The sequence below is a fragment of the Bacillus mycoides genome, assembly GCF_001757995.1.
GTDB lineage: Bacteria > Bacillota > Bacilli > Bacillales > Bacillaceae_G > Bacillus_A > Bacillus_A mycoides_B.
Map to the genome: position 1 here is coordinate 1 of NZ_LXLV01000052.1, position 24,490 is coordinate 24,490.

At 35.0% G+C, this 24,490-nt stretch carries 23 protein-coding genes, 3 pseudogenes and 2 riboswitches; of the genes and pseudogenes, 2 read left to right on the forward strand and 24 right to left on the reverse strand.

The genetic code is table 11. The features are described from left to right. The 4 genes and pseudogenes from BWGOE10_RS16430 to BWGOE10_RS16445 all read right to left on the reverse strand — a co-directional run. Window positions 1-284, reverse strand: a pseudogene (locus BWGOE10_RS16430) (IS4 family transposase); the annotation flags it as partial. Between the two features lie 175 nt (window positions 285-459). Beyond that, entirely contained in the window at window positions 460-1,563 is a 1,104-nt protein-coding gene (locus tag BWGOE10_RS16435; protein ID WP_070144078.1) for a Ger(x)C family spore germination protein, read from the reverse strand. Continuing rightward, on the reverse strand, window positions 1,560-2,663 hold the full coding sequence (locus BWGOE10_RS16440) for a GerAB/ArcD/ProY family transporter (RefSeq protein WP_070144130.1): 1,104 nt from the start codon (window positions 2,661-2,663) through the stop codon (window positions 1,560-1,562). Before BWGOE10_RS16440 ends, BWGOE10_RS16435 begins: the two co-directional genes overlap by 4 nt. Before the next feature lie 4 nt (window positions 2,664-2,667). Next, the gene (locus BWGOE10_RS16445; protein WP_070144079.1) at window positions 2,668-4,215 is read right to left on the reverse strand and encodes a spore germination protein; all 1,548 of its coding nucleotides are present in this window, start codon (window positions 4,213-4,215) and stop codon (window positions 2,668-2,670) included. Between the two features lie 395 nt (window positions 4,216-4,610). Between BWGOE10_RS16445 and BWGOE10_RS16450 the strand changes: the two are divergent. Continuing rightward, window positions 4,611-6,003, forward strand: a pseudogene (locus BWGOE10_RS16450) (short-chain fatty acid transporter). Here BWGOE10_RS16450 and BWGOE10_RS30255 read toward each other — a convergent pair. The 4 genes from BWGOE10_RS30255 to BWGOE10_RS16465 all read right to left on the reverse strand — a co-directional run bounded on the left by BWGOE10_RS30255 (window position 5,947) and on the right by BWGOE10_RS16465 (window position 7,869). Next, window positions 5,947-6,300 carry a group-specific protein gene (locus BWGOE10_RS30255; RefSeq protein ID WP_081338159.1) on the reverse strand — a complete coding sequence of 118 codons (354 nt, stop codon included), beginning with the start codon at window positions 6,298-6,300 and terminating at the stop codon, window positions 5,947-5,949. The pseudogene BWGOE10_RS16450 and the gene BWGOE10_RS30255 overlap by 57 nt on opposite strands. After that, a complete protein-coding gene (locus BWGOE10_RS16455) occupies window positions 6,297-6,872 on the reverse strand; it encodes an NAD(P)H-dependent oxidoreductase (RefSeq protein ID WP_070144080.1) in 576 nt (191 codons plus the stop codon). Before BWGOE10_RS16455 ends, BWGOE10_RS30255 begins: the two co-directional genes overlap by 4 nt. Before the next feature lie 23 nt (window positions 6,873-6,895). Next, window positions 6,896-7,285, reverse strand: a complete 390-nt coding sequence (locus BWGOE10_RS16460) for an SWIM zinc finger family protein (RefSeq protein ID WP_070144081.1) — start codon at window positions 7,283-7,285, stop codon at window positions 6,896-6,898. 263 nt (window positions 7,286-7,548) lie between these two features. Then, a complete protein-coding gene (locus BWGOE10_RS16465; protein ID WP_002110869.1) occupies window positions 7,549-7,869 on the reverse strand; it encodes a hypothetical protein in 321 nt (106 codons plus the stop codon). Window positions 7,870-7,907: 38 nt separating this feature from the next. Next, window positions 7,908-8,006: riboswitch (SAM riboswitch) on the reverse strand. A 121-nt stretch (window positions 8,007-8,127) separates the two neighbouring features. On the opposite strand from BWGOE10_RS16465, the gene BWGOE10_RS16470 reads away from it, so the two are divergent. After that, complete coding sequence (locus tag BWGOE10_RS16470) at window positions 8,128-8,319, forward strand: hypothetical protein (RefSeq protein ID WP_002137285.1); 192 nt, start codon at window positions 8,128-8,130, stop codon at window positions 8,317-8,319. Between the two features lie 31 nt (window positions 8,320-8,350). Here BWGOE10_RS16470 and BWGOE10_RS16475 read toward each other — a convergent pair whose 3' ends face one another. The 16 genes and pseudogenes from BWGOE10_RS16475 to ybaK form a co-directional block, all read right to left on the reverse strand. Then, entirely contained in the window at window positions 8,351-9,073 is a 723-nt protein-coding gene (locus tag BWGOE10_RS16475) for a YwiC-like family protein (protein WP_070144082.1), read from the reverse strand. A gap of 184 nt (window positions 9,074-9,257) precedes the next feature. Beyond that, window positions 9,258-9,959, reverse strand: a complete 702-nt coding sequence (locus tag BWGOE10_RS16480) for an ECF transporter S component (RefSeq protein WP_070144083.1) — start codon at window positions 9,957-9,959, stop codon at window positions 9,258-9,260. After that, window positions 9,932-11,593, reverse strand: a complete 1,662-nt coding sequence (locus tag BWGOE10_RS16485) for an ABC transporter ATP-binding protein (protein ID WP_070144084.1) — start codon at window positions 11,591-11,593, stop codon at window positions 9,932-9,934. The genes BWGOE10_RS16480 and BWGOE10_RS16485 overlap by 28 nt, the downstream gene beginning before the upstream one ends. Further along, entirely contained in the window at window positions 11,566-12,444 is an 879-nt protein-coding gene (locus BWGOE10_RS16490; RefSeq protein ID WP_070144085.1) for an energy-coupling factor transporter transmembrane component T, read from the reverse strand. The genes BWGOE10_RS16485 and BWGOE10_RS16490 overlap by 28 nt, the downstream gene beginning before the upstream one ends. A gap of 23 nt (window positions 12,445-12,467) precedes the next feature. Next, window positions 12,468-13,292 (reverse strand): DUF4430 domain-containing protein, encoded by an 825-nt coding sequence (locus tag BWGOE10_RS16495; protein WP_070144086.1) that lies wholly within the window; start codon window positions 13,290-13,292, stop codon window positions 12,468-12,470. Between the two features lie 56 nt (window positions 13,293-13,348). Then, complete coding sequence (locus BWGOE10_RS16500) at window positions 13,349-15,106, reverse strand: DUF4430 domain-containing protein (protein ID WP_070144087.1); 1,758 nt, start codon at window positions 15,104-15,106, stop codon at window positions 13,349-13,351. 508 nt (window positions 15,107-15,614) lie between these two features. Continuing rightward, entirely contained in the window at window positions 15,615-16,100 is a 486-nt protein-coding gene (gene rraA, locus BWGOE10_RS16505; RefSeq protein WP_070144088.1) for a ribonuclease E activity regulator RraA, read from the reverse strand. Between the two features lie 265 nt (window positions 16,101-16,365). Beyond that, window positions 16,366-17,214: an endonuclease I family protein gene (locus tag BWGOE10_RS16510; protein WP_070144089.1), complete on the reverse strand. Its 849-nt coding sequence runs from the start codon at window positions 17,212-17,214 to the stop codon at window positions 16,366-16,368. A gap of 486 nt (window positions 17,215-17,700) precedes the next feature. Then, window positions 17,701-18,057, reverse strand: a complete 357-nt coding sequence (locus BWGOE10_RS16515; RefSeq protein WP_070144090.1) for an ATPase — start codon at window positions 18,055-18,057, stop codon at window positions 17,701-17,703. Between the two features lie 224 nt (window positions 18,058-18,281). Continuing rightward, a complete protein-coding gene (locus BWGOE10_RS16520) occupies window positions 18,282-19,163 on the reverse strand; it encodes a 5'-methylthioadenosine/S-adenosylhomocysteine nucleosidase (protein WP_070144091.1) in 882 nt (293 codons plus the stop codon). Between the two features lie 177 nt (window positions 19,164-19,340). Beyond that, window positions 19,341-19,444: riboswitch (purine riboswitch) on the reverse strand. A gap of 186 nt (window positions 19,445-19,630) precedes the next feature. Beyond that, window positions 19,631-20,656: an alpha/beta hydrolase family protein gene (locus tag BWGOE10_RS16525; RefSeq protein ID WP_070144092.1), complete on the reverse strand. Its 1,026-nt coding sequence runs from the start codon at window positions 20,654-20,656 to the stop codon at window positions 19,631-19,633. Between the two features lie 15 nt (window positions 20,657-20,671). Beyond that, a pseudogene (locus tag BWGOE10_RS16530) lies at window positions 20,672-21,343 on the reverse strand (transcriptional regulator); the annotation flags it as partial. Window positions 21,344-21,831: 488 nt separating this feature from the next. Continuing rightward, window positions 21,832-22,521, reverse strand: coding sequence for a hypothetical protein (locus tag BWGOE10_RS16535; RefSeq protein WP_070144093.1), 690 nt, complete (start codon window positions 22,519-22,521; stop codon window positions 21,832-21,834). 22 nt (window positions 22,522-22,543) lie between these two features. Further along, the gene (locus BWGOE10_RS16540; RefSeq protein WP_070144094.1) at window positions 22,544-23,143 is read right to left on the reverse strand and encodes a matrixin family metalloprotease; all 600 of its coding nucleotides are present in this window, start codon (window positions 23,141-23,143) and stop codon (window positions 22,544-22,546) included. 106 nt (window positions 23,144-23,249) lie between these two features. After that, window positions 23,250-23,594 (reverse strand): hypothetical protein, encoded by a 345-nt coding sequence (locus BWGOE10_RS16545; RefSeq protein WP_236735984.1) that lies wholly within the window; start codon window positions 23,592-23,594, stop codon window positions 23,250-23,252. A gap of 281 nt (window positions 23,595-23,875) precedes the next feature. After that, entirely contained in the window at window positions 23,876-24,352 is a 477-nt protein-coding gene (ybaK, locus tag BWGOE10_RS16550) for a Cys-tRNA(Pro) deacylase (protein WP_070144095.1), read from the reverse strand. Window positions 24,353-24,490 lie beyond the last annotated feature (138 nt).

Here is a 24,490-nt window from a genome sequence, read left to right on the forward strand (position 1 = left end):
TGTAAAAGTTGGACGGCCGCCTTATTAAACCGTTGATTCAGTCCCTCAGGACTGATGAGTACTTCTGTTGATGCTTCTAAACAGCTAGATAACTGAGTTAAAGAAGTCATAGCTACATTTTGGCTCAACCATACACATAAAGCTACTAAATCTTTTGCTTGGTACTTACTGGTTCGTTGTACAAAGCAAACATCTCTAGCAAGATCCCGTAAGGTATTTGGAGATAAAAAACTTTGAATCTCTTGAGCAAATAGTTGTAATTCGTCATACACAGAAACAGACATAAAAAACGCCATCCTTTCCTATGATTCTACAGAAAGAATAGCGTATTTTTTCATTCTAGGGGGTATTTCTTTTTATTAGCTTGATAGCGATGGGGCGAAACCCCTATTAAAGGTATTTCCCCTTCTAAAATAGAAGGTACTTGCAATTTTATTACGAATTACAGTTGAATTCATGTTACTTAATCGTTCCCATCCCGCTAATTTTAATATTAACCTTGACGTTTACATCGCCTTTTGCTAATTCGTTATTCCATTTATTTTGGACTTTTTTCCATTCTGGATATGTGTAAGTTCTTGCATATTCTCCAAGCCCAATAGGGTCGATTTTGGCAGTTTGTATTTTTTGTATTAATTGCTTGAAATCAGCTTCCAGCTTAGTTTCAATCGCCTTTTGTAATTTTGCTGCGTCCCTTCTTGTATTAAACGAAAAAAGCCGTTCTGTAATACCGATTCTCATCTTTACATCGACATTAAATATAAAATGTTTATCATATCTTGCCTTTGTCTTTACTTTAATACCATAGGCAGTAAAACTTATCAAATCTTTATCTTGGCTATTCGAATTTAGCTTAATTGGAACTGTAAATGGAAACTCACCTGCAGTTCCCTGTTGCAAAATGCGTAATAGTTTGTTTTCATCAGGTTTTAGCGTTAATTTATACCTTCCTTTTTCATCCAATAAAGCTGTACCTGTCACCCATATTTTATCCTTTTTTTTCATCTCAGTAATATTTGCTGTTACCCCTTTGTCTGCTCTTTGTTCATATAGTTCTTGAAGAGTTGTTTTTACTGTGATATTTCTTAAAGAAGCTGTATCAACTAGTGTCGTTAAATATATCGGAAGCCGCGGCTTATCTTTTGGGCTATAGAAGATGACGTCCGAAACAGGTCCATCTACAGCGACAACCCTTGCGGTAACTGTATTTTTGGGATCTCGGTAAAATGGATCGAGGTAATTTTCCCAGTCTTTTCTTTTCAGTAGCCTTTTTCCAACTAAAATAATCTGTGTTTTACTTCCCGCGGTAAGCGCCATAACCGTAGCATCAAATTGGTCTCTAGCTTTTCGAACCGTAGCAGATTTTACACCAGTAGTTTCTTCTTTTATCTTTGCTTCTTTATTGAAAACAGGACTTGATATATACACTAATAAATTATCATTACGATCTAAATCGATGCCAAGAACAAGAGTAAGAGAAACATCTTCAACATTTCTTTGATCAAAGCATCCAGTCATCATGAACACCGATAACAAAATACAACATAGTACTTTTCTTTTCAATGTATCCTCCCCTGGCGAAACTTCTCATATAGACAGCAATACAGCCATAAAATGATAGGTGATATATAGGTTAATCCAAAACCAGCATTCGATAATGTCTGTTGCCAAGTTTCGGCTTCATTCCAACTAGGATGAGTCCAAAATATGAAGCCGATAATGAGCAATAAGAGAACAACTACATGAGAGCTGTGATCTTGTTTTCCAAGTAATTGGCTTGAACAAAATACAGCGCAATATATGATGGGAATCCATGCTGTAGAAACAACGGGTAAGTAAAGAGCCAATAAAATCATGTCAAAACGTTCTAAAAAACGAAACTCAATTACTTTAAGTAAATTTAGTACTGGTTGGTTAAATTGCGTAATGCTATCAGGGCTAAAATAGGCAAAGCAAACAATAGTAGCGAATAAATAAAATAACATCGTTAAAGTATTTGCAATAACCATTCCATGGACTGCATACTGTTTTTTTTGTAAAAAGGGATATAAAAAGAACGCAATATCAAATCCTAAAAAAGCAAAAATAGTGGTCGGTACAGCGGTAAATATAGGTTTCCACCCCTCTTTTAAGAGCGGAAAGAATGGCATCCAACTTCCGTGCTCTTTAAGAGGTATCAAAAAAAATAACGGAATCCAAAGCATCATATAAAAAGTAAGTTCGGAGTACCGCCCTATAATACGAGGGCCGTTACGTGCAACAAGGAAGGTAGGTATCGAAAACAAAAAGATAACGACATAGTCAGGTGTTTTTGGAAGAAGCCATCCCTTAAGATAGAGCATAGCGTTCACAAGAACGATACAAGAATAAAAAGCGAAATACATCATGTAAATAACAACGAATGCTTTCCCTACTATTTTTCCAAACAATCGTATAAGAATGTCATAAATCGTATCCTCGGGATATCTTGCAGCAGTTTTCACCATAAAAACACCTGATATTGTGGAGAATATCCAACCAATCAATATAGCTATCCATCCATCTGTTCCAGCTTTTTCTGCAAGCACGCGTGGAAGCGATAAAACGCCAGTGCCCACCTGCATGCCATTAATTAAAACAATGTACTGTATAAGCGTAATGTCATTATAGGCATACTTTTTCATAGTTTCACCTTTTATTTTGATTCTTTCCTTGTCGAATAGATTGAATTGTTCCATTACCCTTAGGACGCTTTCTTAAAGCCCATAAAGGTAAGCGTATGAAAGTATCTTTCATATCCGCAAAGCGAAATGGTGCTAATGGCGTTCCGTAAGGGGTACCTAGCGATTCAAGACTGATTAGATGTCCAATTAATGTCATCCACCCGATAACAAGTCCAACAATTCCAAATAAGGCAGCTGCTAGCATCATCGGAAAGCGTAAAAGCCTTACTGCCGCTCCCATATCATAATTAGGGATAACAAAAGAAGAGATGGCGGTAACAGCAACAACAATAATCATAATGTTGCTTACAATTCCCGCCTGAACAGCCGCCTGTCCAATGACAATACCACCTACAATTCCAACTGTCTGACCGATTGGAGTAGGTATCCGTAAAGCCCCTTCTCTCATCGTTTCCAATGTTATTTCCATAAGTAATGCTTCCAAAACTGGAGAAAAGGGTACGCGCGTTCTTGATTCTGCAATAGATAAATACAGCTCTACAGGAATAACTTCAAAATTAAAGGAAATAAACGCAACATAACTCGCAGGCAAAAATAAAGCAATCATAAAGGCGATAAAACGAAGCACCCGAATAGACGAAGCACCTAACCACCTTGTACCGTAATCATCCACTCCTTGAAAAAAGGAAATAAAATTTGTTGGAGTAATTAACACATTAGGCGAATGATCCATTACAGTTACAAATCTGCCTTGTAGAATGTGAGATACTGCCAAATCAGGTCTTTCAGTTAATATAAATTGCGGAAACGGTGAGTAAGGATTATCTTCAATGAATTCTATAAGTTCGCCATTACTAGCAACAGCGTCAACTGTAATATTTTGAATTCTTGTTTCTAATTCCTTCAGCACATCTTCCGAAGCTACATCTTTCAAATATAAAATAGAAATCCTGGTTTTGCTTCGTACACCAATTACTATTTCTTTTATCGTTAATTCACGATGAGGAATATATCTTCGAATCATTGCGATATTTTGACTTCCAGTTTCTATGAATGCTTGATGCGCACCTTTAAGAGCTATTTCATTATGAGCGTCTTCAACACTTCTTTGTGGCCATCCTTTTGTATCCAATTGATGTGCTGTTGTTCGACTGTGAATTAATAAAACACTATCTCCCCCAAAAATAGCATTTTCAATCTGATTCAATGTATTAATAATCTTAATTTGTCCTAATGGAATTGGAAGTTCTGTATTGGTATCAAAATCACTATTCATCAAAGGACTTAGAACATGATTTTGAATCAATTCTTTATCTGTTAATCCAGACAAATATACTAAAGCTGCTTCTAATCCATCTACTGTTATTTGAAACCGCCGAATTACTAAATCAGGAGCTTGACGAAATATGTTCTGAATATCAGCTATGTTTTTGGATAAATCAGCGTCTAAGAGGGAGTCTTCAATATTTTTTTCCTGAAAATGAGTATTGTCTCGTATTGAACATAACTTAGAATTGTCTCTATATTTTAAACGCGTCAAAAATTTAGCCATGATTCCCTCACTTTTTGTGTACCTTTTATAGTATGTTTAGTATGCATATATTAAGAAAAAATATTCTAATAACCAGAGAGGTAATGCCAAAATTATTACTATAGAGTTTTTGGTTCATATTCATAAAAGCACGTCACCCTTTCTCATTAACATAAGAGAATCGTAACGTGCTTTTTACTTCAAGAATAGTCTAAATCCTTAAGTTGATGGGCATGGGGTAATACCCCTCTTTGAAATATTTCAGTTCAAAATGAAATAACATTTCAACATAGACTATCAATCTACCTAGATATTACGACAACCTTCTTAATCGTCTGAATTTTCCGCGCATTAAAGGTTATCACCTAAACAACCTCGAATATTGTAATAAATATACATAAGGAGGTTGATCTATTTTGTTTCGTTCATTTACAAATGGATGTGTTGCCCTTGTGCAGCGTTTCTTACCAGAACCGTTTATTTTATCATGTTTATTAACTGTTTTCGTTATCTTCTTCGGCATGTTTGCAACGCACCAAACACCGGTCGAAATGATTACGCATTGGGGCAATGGCATTTGGGGACTTCTCACCTTTTCTATGCAAATGGCTCTTGTACTCGTGACGGGATCTGCTTTAGCAAACGCTCCTCTTATTAAAAAAGGATTAACGAAAGCAGCGAAACTACCGAAAACGAACCGGCCAAGGTATTATCGCAATTTCAATTGTAAGTTTACTAGGAGCATACATAAACTGGGGATTTGGTATTGTTGTCTCTGTTTTATATGCAAAAGAAGTGGCAAGACAGTTAGAAGGATTAGATTATAGGTTAGCAATCGCTTCTTCTTACTCCGGATTTCTCATTTGGCATGCAGGCCTTTCTGCTTCTATCCCTCTTACGTTAGCAACAGGCGGCGAAACTTTAATCAAAACAACGGCTGGAAGTATTAAAGAAGCGATTCCAATAACAGAAACGTTATTCTCACCATACGCTCTCGTTCCAGTCATTATCTTTTTAATTACGATGCCTCTCATTAATAAAGCAATGCATCCAGATGAAAAACATACGATTACAGTGGATCCAAGTGTATTCCGTGAAGAAGCTGCAGCTCAAGAAGTAGAGCAAAAAACATTCGCTGAAAAAATGGAAAATAGTATGATTATTACACTTTGCATCGGGTTATTAGGTCTTATTTATATTTTTAACTATTTTAGTACGAAAGGCTTTAACCTTACACTTGATATCGTTATTTTTATGTTATTAATTGCGGGTCTTATTTTCCACCGTACTCCGATTCAATATATTCGCGCTTTCTCTGACTCAACAAAGAGCGCTTCTGGTATTTTACTTCAGTTTCCGTTCTATGCTGGAATTATGGGCATGATGATTGGAGTAAATAGTGAAGGGCTTTCGCTTGGAGGAGCTATTTCTACTTTCTTTATTAGCATTTCAAATGAAACTACTTTCCCGCTCTTTACATTTTTAAGTGCTGGAATTGTTAATATTTTCGTTCCATCTGGAGGCGGTCAATGGGCAGTGCAAGCACCAATTATGATTCCAGCTGGCGCTGAACTTGGTGTACCTGCTGCGAAAACAGCGATGGCAATTGCATGGGGCGATGCTTGGACAAATTTAATTCAACCTTTCTGGGCATTACCGGCATTAGCAATAGCTGGTTTAGGTGCTCGTGATATTATGGGATTTTGTGTTGTTAATTTACTTTATGCAGGATTTATCATTAGTCTATGTTTCTTATTTATTTCCCATGCAATTTATAATCGTTCCCCACTCTATTTCCGTAAGATTTAATGCCTCAAATGCAAAAAAATCTTCACATATTTTTTCAATCAAATGTGGATTTTCCCTCAAGAAATTCCACTGTAATACTTTAGGAAGAAAATGTATTTCATATTCTTTACTTCCCCGTACTACCTCATCAACTTCTCTTTCACAAATCCCTCTTATTAAATAATCATTTCTTAATTGTATCTGGATTTGTTTTAACGTTTCACTACACTTCTTCAATTGGACTAAACACTTAATATACGTACGAAAAAGTTCGTCATCATACTTACAGCAATTTATAATACGATCAAGTTCATTCATAATGTACGAGCCTTTTCTTCTATTTGTAATAACCACTTTTCCCGCTTCTCTACTTTACTCGTTTTCACAGATTGAAAAACAGACCGTTTTATATCGCGAATACCACAAAAACGTAAAACCCCTCGTTTCATCATAATCCAATCTGCTGATCGATATAATAGTGCCACGTACCATAACGGTGAGTCTAACGTATTAATAACCCATGCTTTCTTTCCTTTCAATAAACCTTTCGGTAATGACCCCTCATATTTATAAGCAAATCCAGCTACAAAAATACGATCGATAAATCCTTTTAAAATAGCAGGCATGCCCCACCACCATATCGGATATATGAAAAGAAGAGTATCCGCCGCTTTCACTAATTCTCTATATCGCTTCGTCTCTTCTTCATATAGTAAATCCCGTCTTTTTTTCTCTTCATTAAATACAAGCACTGGATCAAATTGTTCTTTATATAAATCAAGTAGCGTAACAGAATGATTTGTTTCCCCAAGTCCTTTTTGTACATGCTCTAAAATTGCTCCATTTAAGCTTGAAGGATTAGGATGAGCATATATAATTAGTACGTTCACTACAAGGCAACTCCCCTCTACAATTAAATCTTCCCTTTCTTTAACATCTTCTCTACAACTTGCACATTTTTCGAACTTTGTAACAAACGATTTAATACTGTTAGTAACTCTTCTTTTTCTAAACCGTTCAGTTTCTCTTTAACCGTACTCTCACCAGCACCTTGAATATCGTACACAACTGCCGCCATATGCTTACAATAATTTTCATAGGGACACTCGCAGCTGCTTTTTGTAAAATCAGTAAGGTCAATAATTACTTCATAGTTTCCTGCATTTCCAGTAACGAAAGCAAATACTTTCTTTTCTTGTATTTCAACATCTTCTACATGTCCCTCTTCATAATATTCATAACCTTTATCTATAATGTACTTTGGAATCCATTTCGTTATATCTTTTAATAAGTAAGCGTACATCCTATCACCTCTTCCTTTAATTCCCTTTTGACTTCAAAAACCCTGCATGTTATTCTAATTACTGTCAAGTAGCGAGTCTACGTGACAAAACGACTGACACCTATTCGGCGAAGGTGTCTCTTTTATTTGCAGCCGATAATGAAGTGCCTCTTTCAGGCACATTCAATCTTTGACACTACACACTCAACACCATTCCCTTGTATCAGGCTGCTTTAGCAGTCTTTTACGCTACATACTTCGTTATTTCAAGAAAAAAAGAGAGCCTAGCTCCCTTTTCCCGCTTTATAAAATACCCCTTTTTCAGCATAGCGATATTCATCATCAGCTAAAGTAATTTTCCCATCCAGTTTGAGTTCATCTAATAGTCTTGATAAATAAAATTGATGTAACATTTTTTTCGTGAATTTTCCTTCATGATGCGAAACGATATGTTCTTGAATATCTAACAATGATATTGGCTTATCTTGCTCTATCATATATTCATAAACTGTACTACGCAGTTTTACGTATTTTTCGAGTGTCACAGTACTCCGCAACCCCTTTCTTCTTATTATATGTTTTCGTAATCGGTTTTTTTGCAACAAAAAAACCTCTCCGATAAGAAGAAGTTACGTATATCTTCGTCTTATCTCCCAGAACAAATATGTTCTGCTGGAATTAGCACCTGCATCGCGGTTGCTGGGTTTCATCGGGCCAGTCCCTCCACCTCTCTGGATAAGAAAATATTCACTTTAAATTTAACTATACGTAATTTTATTATAATTGTCAAATAAATATAAAAAATTATATTTTCTTCTTTATTGTTCATACTACAAAAAGATGCACAAAAGGAGGCTACTACGTTGCAAAAGAATGCTCGTGGATACGTACAAGATTCTTTTCATTCATTACAAGAAGCGAAACATTGTTTAGAAGATGCATTACAAACTGTTGAAGAAGATTTTAATCGTGCACGTATTGAACAATCCCTTTACGCTGTAGAGCAAGCATTACAAAGATGCGATTATACCGTTCACATTTTAGAACAAGAATGAAAACTTCCCATCACAAGATGGGAAGTTTTTTTCAAATGGCATACTTCATCATTATTACCGTTATTATTAAAAAATATACAGAATTAACAATTTCTAAAATCCCTACTTTTAATATAGAAATCTTTTTGCCATACAACATAATGGCCCGAATTACACTTGGTACAAATATGAGTGAACACCATGGATTTATAGCAAATACGATTACCGTTAATACAATATGATATCCCCAAGATATAAAACGATACTTCGGATTATTTTTTTCACGAATCATCGTTTTCACATAAAACGTACTTCCTAAAAAATATAGAAATGAAATAAGCGCAATGAATAATGCTGTTTTATCTATGAATTTCATGGAGAAATAATAACTGATTAAACCACCTATACAAAATACAATAATCGCACAAATGTCATTTAGTAATGCTCGTTCATTTTTTTGACGAGCGTAATACATATTTACAATAAACAATGGAATCATTAATACTGCGAATAAAAGAATTCGCCATTCATATAATAAAGAAATCATCCCAAATACAAATGCAATGATAAAATAAACAATGGCAGCGTGTAGAAATTCTTTTTTTCGTCTTTGCCTTATGTACATGAGAAATGGATAAGTAGCTAGATAGATAAAGAACCAGGCTAAAAACAATGGGATATGATAAAAAGTAGGTTTACCAAGTAATACACTTAATAGAAATGGTATAACAAACATAGCCCATGCACCATGTTGCTTCGGAATAACTAACTTCATTAACTATACACCTCCCCCTTGAAAAAAGTTCTCACCTACTATTATACAAATAATTTTATAGGATAAAGGATGTATATTGGATCTATTTTTTGACAATAAAAAATGCTTCTTACAATATGTAAGAAGCATGAAAGAGGCAAACGAATATGTAAGTCGCGACCCTACCTTATATGAGTATGCTTTTCTATGTCACGTTATGCTCATCTAATATACCGTATTTCTTTTTAAATCTTGTGAGGATCGTAATCCATGACGTACTAAATAACAAAAGGAAAATAACATTCGATATCGCGTGACTAAGATCGAAAGAAAAACTTGCGACATAGTAAGCAATAACTGTTTCCCACGTTGCTTCCTGTATAAAACCAAGAAGACCCCAGAAATTCATAATCCAGCCAAATAAAAATCCAACGACGAATCCGTACAACAGTCTTCCCCACAGTTTTTTCATTAAAAATGTATTACGTAATAGTCCAGCTATAAATCCGATCATACCCCAAGAGAACATTTGCCACGGCGTCCACGGACCTTGTCCTAAAAAAATATTAGATACAATGGCCGCCGTTGCCCCAATCATAAAGCCAGTTTCACTCCCAAAAACAATTGCAGAAACGATAATAACAAACGAAGTCGGTTGTACACTCGGTAAAATCGAAAATGGTACTCGGCTAACTGCTGCGATCGCCGCTAACACAGCAACGATAACAATTTCACGTGAAACAAACGCCTTCCTTTCAAAACGGATATAGAAAGGTAACATAATGATAGCTAATAAAAACAAACTACTTACCATGTAATAACCGTCCATAATAAGAGTCGTAAAGAGTAGTGTACACATTACAACGGCAAAAATAAATATTATGAATGCAACATATCGTTTGGACACGCTTCGTACACATCCTCCCACGTTAATGCATACGGTAACTCTTTACGAATGAATCGATTAATAGATGTTGTATAAAAGAAGTTACCACTAAAGAATTCTTTCGGAGCATCATTCATAATGACCTTCCCGTCAAATAACATCATGCACTGATCTACATACTTTGCTGCAAACTCAATATCATGCGTTGCCATTACAATTGTTGTACCTTCTTTTTGCAACTGTTTAAATAGCTCTCCTACTCTTTCCTTTTTCCATGGATCTAATCCCTTTGTCGGCTCATCCAGTAATAATAAAGTTGGCTTTGATAATAACGTTGTACATAATGCAAGTAGTTGTTGCTCTCCGCCACTACAATCATGTGGATGGCGCTCTTTAAGCGAATCTAGCCAAAACTTTTCCAACATCTCTTCTGCTATTACTCTTCCCTCTTCACCATATAATTCATGAGCACGCTCATAAACCTCTTCCCAAACTGTATCAAATGTAAAATGATAGTATGGATGTTGCGATACGTACCCTATACTTTTAAATCGTTCTTTCGAATCAATTTTATGTATCACTTTTCCATTCCACTTTACTTTCCCTCTTCTAGCTTTTTGTAATCCTGCTAAAATCGTTAACAGTGTAGACTTCCCAGTACCATTTTTTCCAACGAGAACTGTCCATTTCCCTCGTTCGATGTTCACTGTTAAATCTCGCAAAATGATTGGACTATTTTTTTCATATTGAAAAGATATATGCTCTGCACTTAAAATCACTTCTTGCTTCTCACGTTGTTCCACTTGCTCATTCCTATATGTTATCGCTGAAAAATCATTCATTTTCATTTGTGCTTCTCGTACTGTAAACGGGATATCTATCGCATTCCACTCTAAAAACAATCTTGGAATTTGTGGAATAAATGGACGAAATTTTTCTACTTCCCACATTTTCGCTATAACAGTGTTAGGACTACCATCATAAATGATTCGGCCGTTCTCCATACAAACAACGCGTGTTGCGAGGGGTATGACTTCATCTAAACGATGTTCACTTAAAACTATCGTAATTCCGAGTTCTTCATTAATACGTTTTAACAATCCTAAAAATTCTTTCGCAGCAATCGGATCTAACTGTGCTGTCGGTTCATCCAATAATAGTAGCTTCGGCTGCATAACTAATACTGCTGCTAAATTTACTAGTTGTTTTTGACCACCAGATAAAGTATGAACAGATTGATGTAACAAATCTTGAAATCCTAAAAAGCTAATGAGTTCCGCTATTCTTTTTTGAATAATATGTGATGATAGCCCGATATTTTCTAAAGAGAATGCTAATTCTTGAATAACTGTATCCATTACGAGCTGATTTTCTGGATTTTGAAATACCATCCCAATTTCTTGGGCAGATAATAAATCTGGTACATCTTCTAATAAAGCGCCATCATAAAATGTATGTCCAGAACGTGTGCCAATTGGAAGTAACTCCTTTTTGAAATGTTTTAATAAAGTTGTCTTCCCAGAACCTGAACCGCCAGCAAGTACTATAAATTCTCCTTTTTGAACAGAAAGAGAAATGTGCTGTAACGCGTATTCATTCTCATCAGCATATATAAATGATAAATTCTTTATTTCTGCATGCGCCACCATATCCATTCCCTTCCTTCCATTACAATCGGTAAACTAATAAACATCATAAATAGGAAAAACATCATTCCATCATATTGCTGGAATAGTATTGATTCCACTTTCGGATAAATGATCAATTTCCCTCCGCCGTAATAACTAAATATGAATGAAGTTATTAGTAGCAAAATTAAATAACTGAGCGTATACCAATCACGTCTTTCCATTCTATATCGAATATAAGTCGTACGTTTCGTTACACCAAATCCGCGAGCTTGCATAGAATCTGCTGTTTGTAGTGCATCTTCTAACGAACAAACTAATAACACTTGCAGTAATTTCATCCCATTTTTTATACGCTCAATGAGTGAACCTGAATCTAATTGCACACCTTTCGTTTTTTGGACGAGTGTAATTTTCTTTAACCGCCTAATAAACAAAGGAACAAACCTCACTGTAATCATCGTTAACAATGCTACTTTCGGTGATATTCTTGAAAACAAATATAAAAATTTATGACTCGAAATAATATCGTTATAGGAAGCAAACGTAAACATAATCGCAACTAATAATAACCCCATAACAAGTCCATACATACAGGCCTCAAGCTTAATCCGGCTATCTCCTAAATGAAATAACGTAGTCGCTCCTCTATGTGTTAATAAAGAGTTAAATAAAATAACCATCAAAAAGAACACGATAGTACTAGGTAGCATCTTTCTTATTTTCTCACCATTACCTTGTACTATATTTAAAATTACTATTAGTATAATCGCTCCAATTAAAAAAAGAGGATGAAGACACATCATACATAGTATCATCACCCCAATATAATAGAAAAAATTCACAAAAGGATGTAAAGAAGAAAAACTTATTTTCATAGTCCTTTACCGAAGATCCTTTCCTATTTTAATACAAACACCCACTCGATTGTATCTCCTGGTTTTACTTTAACTACACCAGCACTATAGTTTGGAAAAGCACCGTTCACACGATATTTCCATCCACTAGTTGCAGTAATATCTTTTTCATATAAATCATTAATACCTTTTACATAAATATCACCTTTAGAGCCCATTGCATCAACCTCTAATCCTGTGCTCGTTAGCACACTATAAACAGTGTCTCCTTCTTGTACATCAACCTTCTTCGCACCTAATAAATATCCTTCATTTCCTTTTACGGAGATAGTAACTTGTTTTGCTTTAGGTACTGGTGGTACTGGTGGTGGTACTGGATCTAGTGGTGGTACCGGTGTTGGCGGAGCTGGTACATTATTGTTCTCTTCTGGATTTTTCTTTTGTTCCTGCTTTGGTGTTTCTTTCGGCTGATTAACAACCTTTGCTTCTTCTTTAACCTCTGGAGCTTTCGGTTGCTGGGGTTTCTCTTCTTGTACTTTTTGTTGCTCTGGTTGTTTATTTACAGCAGGCTGTTCCTTTGGTTTCTCTTCTTTCTTTACTTCAGGTTGTTCCTGCGCTTTTTCTTCTTTTTGTTTCTCTTCTACTTTTTGCTCTTGTTTATCTTTCTGCTCTTCTTGTTGGTTCTGTTCCGGTTCAGCTTGTTTCTCTTCCGGTTTTGGTACAGCTTTTTGTTCTTCCTGTTTCGCTACTTCCTTTTTTTCTTCTTGCTTCGGTTCTGCCTTCTTCTCCGGCTTTACAGCCGTTTCTTCACATCCGGCTAATAACCCCAATGAAAGAATTAAAGAAATGAACCATTTCATCTTACTCATGCTGCCCCTCACCTTTCATATAAAAATTAGGAGCAAATGATTGCTCCTAATTTTTGTTAAGCTGCTTTACGTCTCCATAATACATATGCAGAAGCGATACATAATACACCCATACCTACTTGTGTAGCTGCACTATGAGAAGATGCTCCTGTTTGTGGTAATTGATTCTTATTCGTATTTGTTTCTTTATTAACTCGTTCGTTATCTACAACAACTTTTAGATTTTCATCTTTTGGTTGTTTTTGTAACTCTTCTTGTTGTTTCGGTTGTTCTACAACTTCTTTTTCTTCTACAGTTGGTTCTGGTTCTACAATTGGTTTCGTATCGATTTCATTCTCTACTACATTTGACCAATCATAAATCGATTTTCCAAGCTCTTTAAACTGAAGTAAAGCTAAAAATGCTTGCTCTGTAGCCATTCCACTACCGTTTTGATCACTTGGTAACCATTTGAACTCACCATTTTGAAGCTGATATGACATTAAATTTTGTACTGCTTTATTAAGACGATTGTGGTCTACATCTTTAACTAACGATAGTCCAATAATTGCTTGTGCAGTACTATTAGAGTTCTCTTGTCCATCAGCGGCAAAACCGCCATTGCCTAGCTGCTGCTTGTATAAATAATCAACAGCTTTTTGGATAGCTGGCTTCACATCTGCTTGATCTTGATAAGGAGCTAATGCTGCTAATACCATACTTGTTACATCAACGTTACTAGCACTTTCTTTACTACTTGAACTATCATACGTCCAGCCACCGTCTGTATGTTGCGTGTTTAAAAGTGCTTGTACTAAAGCAGCTCGATTCCATTTCGCTTCAACTGGAACCTCATATTTCTTTGTATCTAATGCAAGTAATGTAAATGTGTATCCTGTAACGGAATTCACTTTATCTGATTCAAATAAATTTTGTACTAAATTTTGTCCCTCTACCTTTGTAGGATCTACGTTCATTGCATTCATCATAATAATCGTTCTAGCTAAATCTGTTGCTGAAAAACGATTTAAACGCTTCTTAACTTTTTCAGCTACTGGCTTAACATAGTTTATTTTCGTTTCAAGTGGAACATTTACACCTGAACGAGCAAGTCCAATCGCAACCCAATCACTACCAATTCCATCTTGTAACATCTTTTCTGACGTTTTAGAAATCGCTTCGTTTAATTGTACTGCTGAAATTTCGACTTTCTCTTGCTTTGGTTGTTCTGTTGTTTTATCTTCTAGTTTTGGTTCTTCTGTTTTACCATCTGGGTTTTCTGTTTGCGGCTCTTCTGGTTTTGGTTCCTCTGTTTTACCATCTGGGTTTTCTGTTTGCGGTTCTTCTGGTTTCGGTTCCTCTGTCTTTGGCTCTTCTACAGTTTTACAAGTGCCAAATTTATCTAACGTTTGTTGCAACGTTTCTTGACTCATATTGCTCCAGTCTGCGACGTAACGAAATGCAACAACATCCCCAGACTCTAATTTATAACTATCCGCCCCAACTTCTGCTGATTTGTCATTTACATCATACAACCAACCGCTCGTTGCTCCGGCCATTAATCCATCGATGCCCTTTATATACGTTCCAAATGACATACTTTCAGATGTTACCTTGTCACCCATGACTTTTTGTAGCAAACTAAAAGCTGTTTCTCCATCTTCAATGGAAACTTCTTTCGGACATAACATAATTCCTTTTTGTGATTCACCAATAATTGCAAGTTTCGCTGTCTTTCCTTCAGCAAACGTAATATGTACTGTATTCGCAAAAGAAACAAATACAAGTGCCACTGCCATTAATGATGTAAGCAGCCATTTCTTTAACATTGCCATCCCAAAATTCCCTCCCTTTACTAACATTTACACAAAAAAAGACCCTTTAAGGGTATGCGGTTGACACTCTCTTTTTGTAAGTGTCGAACAAAAATGCACAACACCTCCTACCCGCATTATTCGCGGCTATATTTGTATAGGAAAAATAATTTCGTTTATGAACGCACCATTGTGATAACATTCACTTTTCTAGGCAAAATTTACTCCCTTTTCAAGTTATCCCGCTATTCGCCGAGCAGTAAGACCCCCACCTCAAATTCAGCGAAAGCAAAGAAGTTAGGTGGGGATCAACTGCCCGTAAATGCCCGATTGGTGAAGGCTAATAATCAGTGGGGATGAACAAAATCCCCACTGATTAAAGTTTCACTTTATCGTAAATACGATAAACCTATACATTCTGCAAATTTTGATTTTCTGTATTATTTTACTATTGACAAAGAATTTTGTCCATGCTTTATCGGATTTATTTTCTAAGAATAATAGCTTAATAGCCTTCCATTAATAGAAGTCATCCCTCACTATGTAAGCTTTTATCACTAACAATAATTCCATCTTCATCTACATAAACATATTCATTCGGTTTCCATTCAACTTTACCAAATTGCAATGAAATATTTCGCTCTCCTTTTCCTTCTTTTACACTTCTATTCGGCATCGTCCCTAACGCTAAAATACCAATATTAATATTTTTTAATTCACTAGAATCGCGAACATATCCATTTACAATAATTCCTGCCAACTTTCTTTCTTCCGCAATAGCTGCCAAATTATCGCCGAGTAACGCGCAATTAGTAGAGGCCTCACCATCAACAACTAATACCGTTCCTTCTGGTAATGTTTGCAATCCCTCTTTCACTAGTACATTATCATCCTTCACTTTTACTGTTGCGATTTTCCCATAGAATTGTTCTTTCTTCCCATAAGATTGAAAAGACTGGCGACATATTTGTAATTCTTGTTCAAATTCATCACATAGATCGGTAGTTTTCCACATCTCTTTCCCTCTTTTCTTTTTATATTACATATTCTTGGATCTTTTTCGTTTCCCTGTCTAATGTTGCAATAATTTGTATGTACGGTGAAAGTCATATACAAATGAAGGAAAATAAAGCTTACCACTTGAAACTATTGCTTTAAGTAAAAAGCTTTATTATAATCTATTCCACTCCTATGAAAACCATTTGTTCTAACATAAACATAAGAAGGGATTGATCATAATGATCAATCCCTTCTATCAAAGTATAATACCTTTAAACATCTTAGTTCCAAATTTTATTCACCCATTCAGGATGATCAATAAAAGGATTGCGATTATGTTGATATTTTGTAAAAATCACTTCATTACGCTTTCGCTCTAGATTATCGACAGGGTCTTGTTCATTCCATTTTAGTAAAACAGATAGTTTTCCCATGTATGGATCTTTATTGTTATTCACCTTTTCATTTAGCTCTAAGTCTATTTCGCCGTTGTCTCCTTCATAACGAACAGCCATGTAAAACAGCATTCTAGCGATATCTCCTTTTACACTATCACGAGGTTCCCAAGAATCACTATCATATTTACATTCTGTCGCTTCCGAATGATTCACACCACCATTATCAAAATCCAGATTTCCACGTGAACTATTTACAGATACATCCGTCGCTCTTAAATGATGCAGATCTGTTCCAGCTCCTGCAGCCGTTCCAAAATCACCGTGAGATTTTGCCCAAACATGCTCTCGGTTCCAGTTATCAACTCCTGAACCATTCGTAAGTTTCCCTTGCGAACGCCCAGTATATAAGAGCAACACATTATTTTTATTATTTGGATCTTCATCAGTATCTCTTAGCGCTTCCCAAACCGCACTGTATGATATCTTTGTATGATTATCAATAACATTATGAAGTTCCTTCTTTAATTCTAAACCCGTTTTTCCTATAGCGTTATTATAATATGTATCGTCATAGTTTTTTACAGTAATCTCTTGTGCTGAAAACGTATCTACTTGTGGAGATACTGAAACTACTTCACCCTGTATGATATCTGTGAATGATAGAGATGCAGAACCTAAAATAAAAAATGAAGATAGTGTAACCATAGCAAGTTTTGTGTTTCGGAACTTCATATACCCATTTCCCCTTTAAAATATAATTTGAAGTCATTCACTAAAAATTTTCTCCCTAAAACTACGAAAACGTTTAAAACTCCATTCCCCTTCTCTTTTTATTTAATACAAAACCCTATTCAGTCTGTATCATTTCCACACTTTTGGTTTATCTACTTTTCACAAGGAATATCCTTCTCTAGTAAAGATTATTAAACTATTCTTTACAATTAAAAAGTAGTTTAATGATAACTTATAAATTTCAATTTTTTTATGCAATTATACATATTTGATGAATCGTTCATAAAAACATTTTGAATAAAAATCATTCAAAGAAAACCGTGCAACAAAACATATAGAGTCTAGGACAAGAATAATAAAAATCAAGATGATAGCTCGACCTTTCCTTATTTCCATAACCGTCTTTATTTTTGTGTAAAACCCTTCTTCCTCTGAAGAATATGTACAAAAATAGATTGGATACCATGAGGCACCAATCTATTTTAATTAAAGAAACTGTGTTAATTCTGAGTTCACAACACGTTGTGCAGTAATGATAACACTTTCAGCTGTTATTCCATAAACACTATATAGTCCACCAGGTTGATTAGGTACAATTTGAACTTCATATTCGAATGCTTGTCCAAAAGCAGGATGAACTAAACTTAGAGTTTCAATAGCAGAAGTATTAGAATTCACATTGAAGTTTACCTGTTCAATTAATACTATTGAACCGTTAAGTCTAAAAACTCTAGCTACTCCAGTAAGTGGGCCAGCAGTACGGTTAAGGATCTTCACCCTAACTCTATTTGCATTAGCAGGTTGATTTCCTAAGTTTTCAATAGGACCCGTAGTAAAAGCCATATTACATTCACCCCCATTATATTATTATGATATTCAACGTTATATATTAATGCTATAAACTAATTACTCAATTTATTTTAAATAAAAAAGCTCATTTCTTATCTTTTTCAAATAAGAAACAAGCTTTTCTTTTCCAACTACTAATCCTAATATAGGTCTATCTGTCTCGGAAACTTTTGGAGTTACTTGATGTTTATGTTGAGAATAGAACTACCTTTATTTACTTATTTATTTGGCACCGAATCTATATACTTTTTAACTACTTCATATACATATTCTTGATTTGCCGCTGCTGTATTCGGGTTGTATTTTCCGCCGTTTGTTTTATTGTTAGATAATACTCGAATTCCTAAGAATGGTACGTCATAAGCTTTTGCGATTTGCGCTGCGGCAGCGCCTTCCATTTCTTCTACAGATGTACCGTATTTTGTATGGAACCACTTAATTCGATCAACTTCATTATTCCAAACGTCTGCTGAACCTATAGTACCTTCTACCACTTTACCTTTTGTATACTTGTCTTTTACTGCATTAGCTGCTGCAAGTAAATCCTTATCTCCCTCGTAGTATCGGATTTTCTCAGCATTTGGATCTTCTCCTGCACTTCCTTCAGAAGCCATCAGGTCCATAGATATCCATTTTGCCGGCTCAATCCCTTGGTTCTCATTCATATTTGTTGTTTTTAATGAACCTATATTCGCGACTTTTTTTCCTAAAACAATATCAAATACGTTTAAATTAGGATCATGTCCACCTGATGTTCCTTGGTTAATAATCGCTATAGGCTTATATTTTTCAATAGCCACTGCTGTAGCGGCTGCTGTATTTTCCATTCCTTTACCTGTTTTCGCAACGATTACAGGATAATTGTCTACAGTTCCTTTATAAAATACAAAAGTTCCAGATTTTTCTTCTTTCACATTTTTTAACCTTTTTGCAAATTTTTCAGCTTCTATTGGCATTGGGCCTTGAATTAAGATAGGGTTTTGAGTGCTTTTTGCCTCTGCTACTTGTTTTGGACTAGCATTACATCCTGCAAGTATTGAGAATGATAATGCGATAGTAGTTGCTAGAGCACCATATTTTTTCAACAGGTTTTTCTTCATAAATAATCTCTCCTCTTTCTCTTGTTGTTTTCTATACTCGATGTTTTGGTCCAAAGAAAAAAGCTCTAGAAATTGTAGAAGAATCTCTACTTTCTAGAACTACGGTAGTCAAAGTTAATTAAGCAAAAGATGAGACCATTGCTAAATTATAGATCGGTAGCGGCTCAATACACCGAACGACCGAATACTTTAACCCGTAGTCCAGTTCTTTCATTGGGAACTAGGTAGAAACGCTCGGACCATATTACCGAGTATATACGAGTGATGTTATTTAAAATTATTATATTGGTAATATAACAAACTATTAGTGTACACGCAATATAAAAGTGAACATTTTCAATAAAAATAATAAAAATGTTCGTTTTTGAAACTTAAATCATTAGGGTTTTTAATTTTAAAATGGATAACAACGATAAAAAACTTATACCCCATATACTAAACTAGATTAACCTACAACAACCGATCTTTTACAGACAATTACTCTCCCTTCCAACTTCCTCACCTTCTCCTAATATTGAGCTGAGAGTCTTACTGCCCGCATATTGCGAAATAAAATGCGTATCCATCCAATTCACAATAATTTCTTCCAGCTTCGGATGAAGCGGCTTATCTGCACCTTCCGCATAAATCTTTTTAAATTCTAACGCTTTAAAATCACCTTCAAAATATTTTAAGGTATGATCCATATTTTTTATTACATATACTTCAGAATCACCCTTAACATAATTACCAATTCGCTTCGCTTTTTCAGGATTTGTCTGAAAGTCTTTATCACCAGCAATTGCTAGTACTGGACATTTTACTTTCATTAAATCTTTATAAATGTCATGCTGAAAATGCTCTCTAAGCCATTTTGCATTCATTGGCTTAAAACCAATTTTAACAATATCTTTTTTGGAGTTTATCATTTTCTCTGTTGCTTTTTGCGCCTGCTTTTCTCCTCGTTTCTCAATATTGAGAAGACGCATTAACTTTCCTTTTATTCCTTTTTGCTCTTTTAACTCTTTATAAATAATCTCTCTTTGTCTTTTAGTAGCTTCTTCTAACGATTCCGCAGCTCCTGTAAGAAGTATGAGTCCATTAACTGGTGTTCTTGCGTTTACTACAGTCGCTAACATACACCCTTCACTATGACCAGCTAAAATGATATTTTCCGGATCAACAAATGGTTGCTCTTTCAAATACGCAATAACAGCTTCTATATCGGATACTAAATCCCACATCCCAGCTTTCATAAATTCACCCTCACTGGCTCCAACACCACGTTTATCAAAACGTAATGTAACTACTCCGAGGTTTGTAATCAGATGTGCCAAGTCTTTATACATATTCCCTTTCATATTCAGTGGCACTATCGTTCCATCACGATCAACTTCTCCAGATCCAACGATAATTACAACAGCAGCATACTTCCCATCATCTTTCGGCTTCGTAATCGTACCACGCAAAGTTATTTCACTATTTATCGCTACTTCATATTCATCAAAGACCATAATTTTGTCCTCCCTCTATTCTTTTATATCCAATTTGAATTTCAAACTCGCTATCATATTTTTATACTCTAGTAAGTCTTTCATCGATGCGAAAATCGGGTTCTCTGCAATACTTTGTAGCATACTCCGCTTTATAATCTCTTCATTTCTAACCGTTTTAGCGCCAAGCGGAAATTCTGCAAACCATCCATCAATTGCATCAAAATATGAATCGCCGTGTAAATGCAGGCTATTTACTGTAAAACTAGCTGCACAAACTGTTGCATACTTCCGTAGCATTTCTAATGCACGTTCAAAATTTTCTTGCATACAATATACTTGTGCAGCAGCATAGTATACTTTTAAAGTCATATTAGGATGTAGTTTTTCTATTTCATACATGTCTATTAACATAAAAGCTCTATTTAAAATTACCTCTACCTTTTCAGCGCTTGAGGCATTTACTACTACATAATTCGGTATTGTTGCAACGAGTTGTATTAAATGTTGGTACATACTAATTTGCATCATTTCATTCGCCTTTTCAGTATTTCCAAGCATTTGATACGCCTGCGCGATCAAATCTTCCTCTGGAACTTTAGGACGTATCGTTCTGCCAAGCAATTGCAACACTTCATTTGGTCTATTGAGTATAAGATAGCAAGTTGCTTTAAACGATACCGCCTCTTTCACAAGAGAAACATCATCATAAAATAAAAAAGAATCTCCATTTAAATTATATTTAGGTCATAGATGTTAGACTCAATAAAATCAAAGGCAGAAACATATTTGATATGTACAAAATGTTCCTGCCTATTTTATTATGTGGAGTCCCGCCACATCCATCAACTTAAGAATTTTTTAACACCCATAAAACAAAAAATGTACATTTTCATCAGGAGATGTCAATTTTCTCGTTTTGGGGGATTTGCTTTTCTTAGTTTGATTGTAATGGAGTACTGCCAGTATTTTTGAAAAAAACACGCTAGGTAAAAAAATACAATAAGCCGTCCATTTGGACGGCTTATTTACATAATTCTCGTTATTGTACCTTTTCGGGGGTTCGGGAAAAAATGCCCAAAATCGCAAAAAACTTTACCTTCGCAAGCGTTAATACCAAAACGAAACCAACTGTACCATTTTAAATAGCACAGTTGGTTTCGTTTCTATTATTTGGTAGCTTAATTATTTTCGTTTTATTGTTTTTCCTTTTTTAACTTTTTAATTTTTTCCTTTAAGTCATTTGTTTTTATGAATTTTTCTTTAAAATCTTTATTTTGCGGACTCACAGTATCTGTATTTTCATCCACTGGAAATCTCCCTTGGAAATCACCACTAGTTACATATTGACAACTAATTGGGCCTTTATATTTTTCCAAAAAAAGAATTACTTTTTTATTTTCTTTTATAACAGGAGCATTCTCAAAAACTACTTCAAATTGTTGGCCATCTTTCATTGATTGCTCCGTATCAAATGTCTTTTTATTTTTTGGATCGGACTTATATTCGAAAACTCCACCAGTTTGAAGAACCGTTATTTTATCGCCTACTTTAAGCTTATCATTACTTTCTAATACATCTGTGACAACAACTGTTGAAATGGTAAAATATACTTCGTTATATATCGTATATTTATTTTTAACTATATTCCCTTCAATTGCAGAGGAGCTGTCATTTACCAAAGTGGATGTGTCGTCATAGTATTTCACCATTTTTCCACCCATATTAATTACAGGAAAATCATTTGACTGGGAGTTATTTGCTACCTCAGCAGTTTTTATCTGAGTTTTATTTACCGTTGCATCGGTTTTACTATTAAACTGAGAACATCCAGAAGCCAATAATACAACTGTTGTTATTATAGAAAATGGAATATATTTTTTCATTTTAAGGTCCTCCTATTAATTATTATGGGTACATCCTTGTAATTTCATCTAAATCAGCTTTACTTGGCGCAAGTACTTGCGGCCATTTAATACGCATTACACTTGTACTAATATCGTTATGAGCAAGACCCATAGCATGCCCTATTTCATGAGAAACAACACGTTCAGTGTTGGTATCGTAGTTTTGCATATCTGCATAGTAGTAATCGTTCATATTAATCTTAGACCAACTCCAATTACCTGTTGGTGTTCCGGACCATGAGTTTAGCTTGGTACTACTACGGTACCATTCTGTTGAACCATACCATCCTGTATTCCCAAAATTACTAAACATTATATCAATATCACTATCTGGTCTGTTAGTAGTTTGGCTAAACCAAATAGGTGTCCAGGTAAGTCCACCATTACTATTATTCCATTTTGTCATTGCGTTTACAGATGAGTTCCTTTGATAAGTATTTGCATTTCCAATGTAATATAATTTATTACCTACACCGCCAATCATTCTATAACTATTATACGCATCTGCTGCATAAACCTTGTTTTGAATGTTAAAACTCAAGAAACCTAAGATTAAAATTAGCGAACTTAAAACAAGAAATCTTTTCCTGCTTCCCCTCATTGATAACCTCTCCTTTTTTAAGTTTGATTATTTTCTAATCAGCGAATACCATCTTTGGAGAAAATACGTACCCTCTCTTGTTTATTGGACCAAAAATTGTAACCCCCTAGTTACCGTTTTGTTTATCCTCCTTTCGAACATTGTTTAATTTAGGTACCTGTATAAATTTTATAATATTCACACAATAATATTGATTCGTCATTTCCCGTGTGTTTTCTACAAATTTTACAGAAGTACGTAGATTGGCAGAACATTTAAATAAACAACAATTTCCTACTCGGTGTATTTTTGTAGTAAGCTGATTTTTTCGGCTCGTTTGCTTTTCTGGCCAAGCCGAAGGACAAAAAGCAATTGAAGACCAAAAGACAAGATCAAAACAAAAAGGCACTCCCTCCGAATCCAATAGAAGGATAGCCTTTCTTTTACCGATGGTTATTTCTTGAACCCTCATTAAAACACTCTCCCATCCTTTATTTATTATTAAGAGTACCTTTAATCTTAATATTGATAATTATGATTGTTTATTTAAGGTCTTCGCGCCGAGGCTTTGTCCTTCTCCCAAAGCCAAACAAACGATTCAAATTACATGTCTATATTATATTTATTAAACAGAATATTCAATCTTTATTCATTTTGTAAATAAAAAAGGATAATCAGCCCTATAATGGACTAATTATCCTATAAATCTTTATCTAAATTTAATAAAACTAGAACTTCTTTTTCTATGTATATTTATTTCGTTACTTCTCCAAACTGCGCTCTCGTCACTTTCGTCAAATCTTCAACTTTAAGCTCAATTTGCACGCCAATTTTCCCGCCGCTTACAATTATCATTTCAAGTAATTGGGCGCTCTCATCAATACATGTAGAAAATAATTTTTTCATCCCTACTGGTGAACAACCACCGCGAATATACCCTGAAACTTTCGTAATATCTTTAACAGGAATCATTTCAATCTTCTTTTCACTTACTGCTCTTGCGGCTGCTTTTAAATTCAGTTCTTCATCTACTGGGATAATGAACACATGATAATCCTTACTATTCCCTTGAGCGATAAGTGTTTTATATACTTCTCTCACTTCTCGTCCAATTTTCTCGGCCACTGATACGCCATCAATTTTCCCATCGTCCGGATCATATGACATCATCGAATATTCAACTTTTTCTTTATCTAATATTCGCATCGCATTAGTTTTATCTTTTTTCATAGCGGTCTCCTTAAAAGGTTATTTCATATTATTAAGTTTTATTATATTATACACCCTTTTCCATTCCTCCTACATAACTTCACGCATATTTCAAAACTGAAAATATTGATATTTCAAAAATCATCTGTTATACTTTGA

Bases quoted from the DNA above. Each gene is read 5' to 3' on its own strand.
- BWGOE10_RS16440 (WP_070144130.1), bottom strand. From the start codon at position 2,663: ATGAAAAAGTATGCCTATAATGACATTACGCTTATACAGTACATTGTT.
- BWGOE10_RS16445 (WP_070144079.1), bottom strand. From the start codon at position 4,215: ATGGCTAAATTTTTGACGCGTTTAAAATATAGAGACAATTCTAAGTTA.
- BWGOE10_RS30255 (WP_081338159.1), bottom strand. From the start codon at position 6,300: ATGAATGAACTTGATCGTATTATAAATTGCTGTAAGTATGATGACGAA.
- BWGOE10_RS16460 (WP_070144081.1), bottom strand. From the start codon at position 7,285: ATGTACGCTTACTTATTAAAAGATATAACGAAATGGATTCCAAAGTAC.
- BWGOE10_RS16475 (WP_070144082.1), bottom strand. From the start codon at position 9,073: ATGAAGTTAGTTATTCCGAAGCAACATGGTGCATGGGCTATGTTTGTT.
- BWGOE10_RS16485 (WP_070144084.1), bottom strand. From the start codon at position 11,593: ATGGATATGGTGGCGCATGCAGAAATAAAGAATTTATCATTTATATAT.
- BWGOE10_RS16490 (WP_070144085.1), bottom strand. From the start codon at position 12,444: ATGAAAATAAGTTTTTCTTCTTTACATCCTTTTGTGAATTTTTTCTAT.
- BWGOE10_RS16495 (WP_070144086.1), bottom strand. From the start codon at position 13,292: ATGAGTAAGATGAAATGGTTCATTTCTTTAATTCTTTCATTGGGGTTA.
- BWGOE10_RS16500 (WP_070144087.1), bottom strand. From the start codon at position 15,106: ATGGCAATGTTAAAGAAATGGCTGCTTACATCATTAATGGCAGTGGCA.
- rraA (WP_070144088.1), bottom strand. From the start codon at position 16,100: ATGTGGAAAACTACCGATCTATGTGATGAATTTGAACAAGAATTACAA.
- BWGOE10_RS16510 (WP_070144089.1), bottom strand. From the start codon at position 17,214: ATGAAGTTCCGAAACACAAAACTTGCTATGGTTACACTATCTTCATTT.
- BWGOE10_RS16515 (WP_070144090.1), bottom strand. From the start codon at position 18,057: ATGGCTTTTACTACGGGTCCTATTGAAAACTTAGGAAATCAACCTGCT.
- BWGOE10_RS16520 (WP_070144091.1), bottom strand. From the start codon at position 19,163: ATGAAGAAAAACCTGTTGAAAAAATATGGTGCTCTAGCAACTACTATC.
- BWGOE10_RS16525 (WP_070144092.1), bottom strand. From the start codon at position 20,656: ATGGTCTTTGATGAATATGAAGTAGCGATAAATAGTGAAATAACTTTG.
- BWGOE10_RS16535 (WP_070144093.1), bottom strand. From the start codon at position 22,521: ATGAAAAAATATATTCCATTTTCTATAATAACAACAGTTGTATTATTG.
- BWGOE10_RS16540 (WP_070144094.1), bottom strand. From the start codon at position 23,143: ATGAGGGGAAGCAGGAAAAGATTTCTTGTTTTAAGTTCGCTAATTTTA.
- BWGOE10_RS16545 (WP_236735984.1), bottom strand. From the start codon at position 23,594: ATGAGGGTTCAAGAAATAACCATCGGTAAAAGAAAGGCTATCCTTCTA.
- ybaK (WP_070144095.1), bottom strand. From the start codon at position 24,352: ATGAAAAAAGATAAAACTAATGCGATGCGAATATTAGATAAAGAAAAA.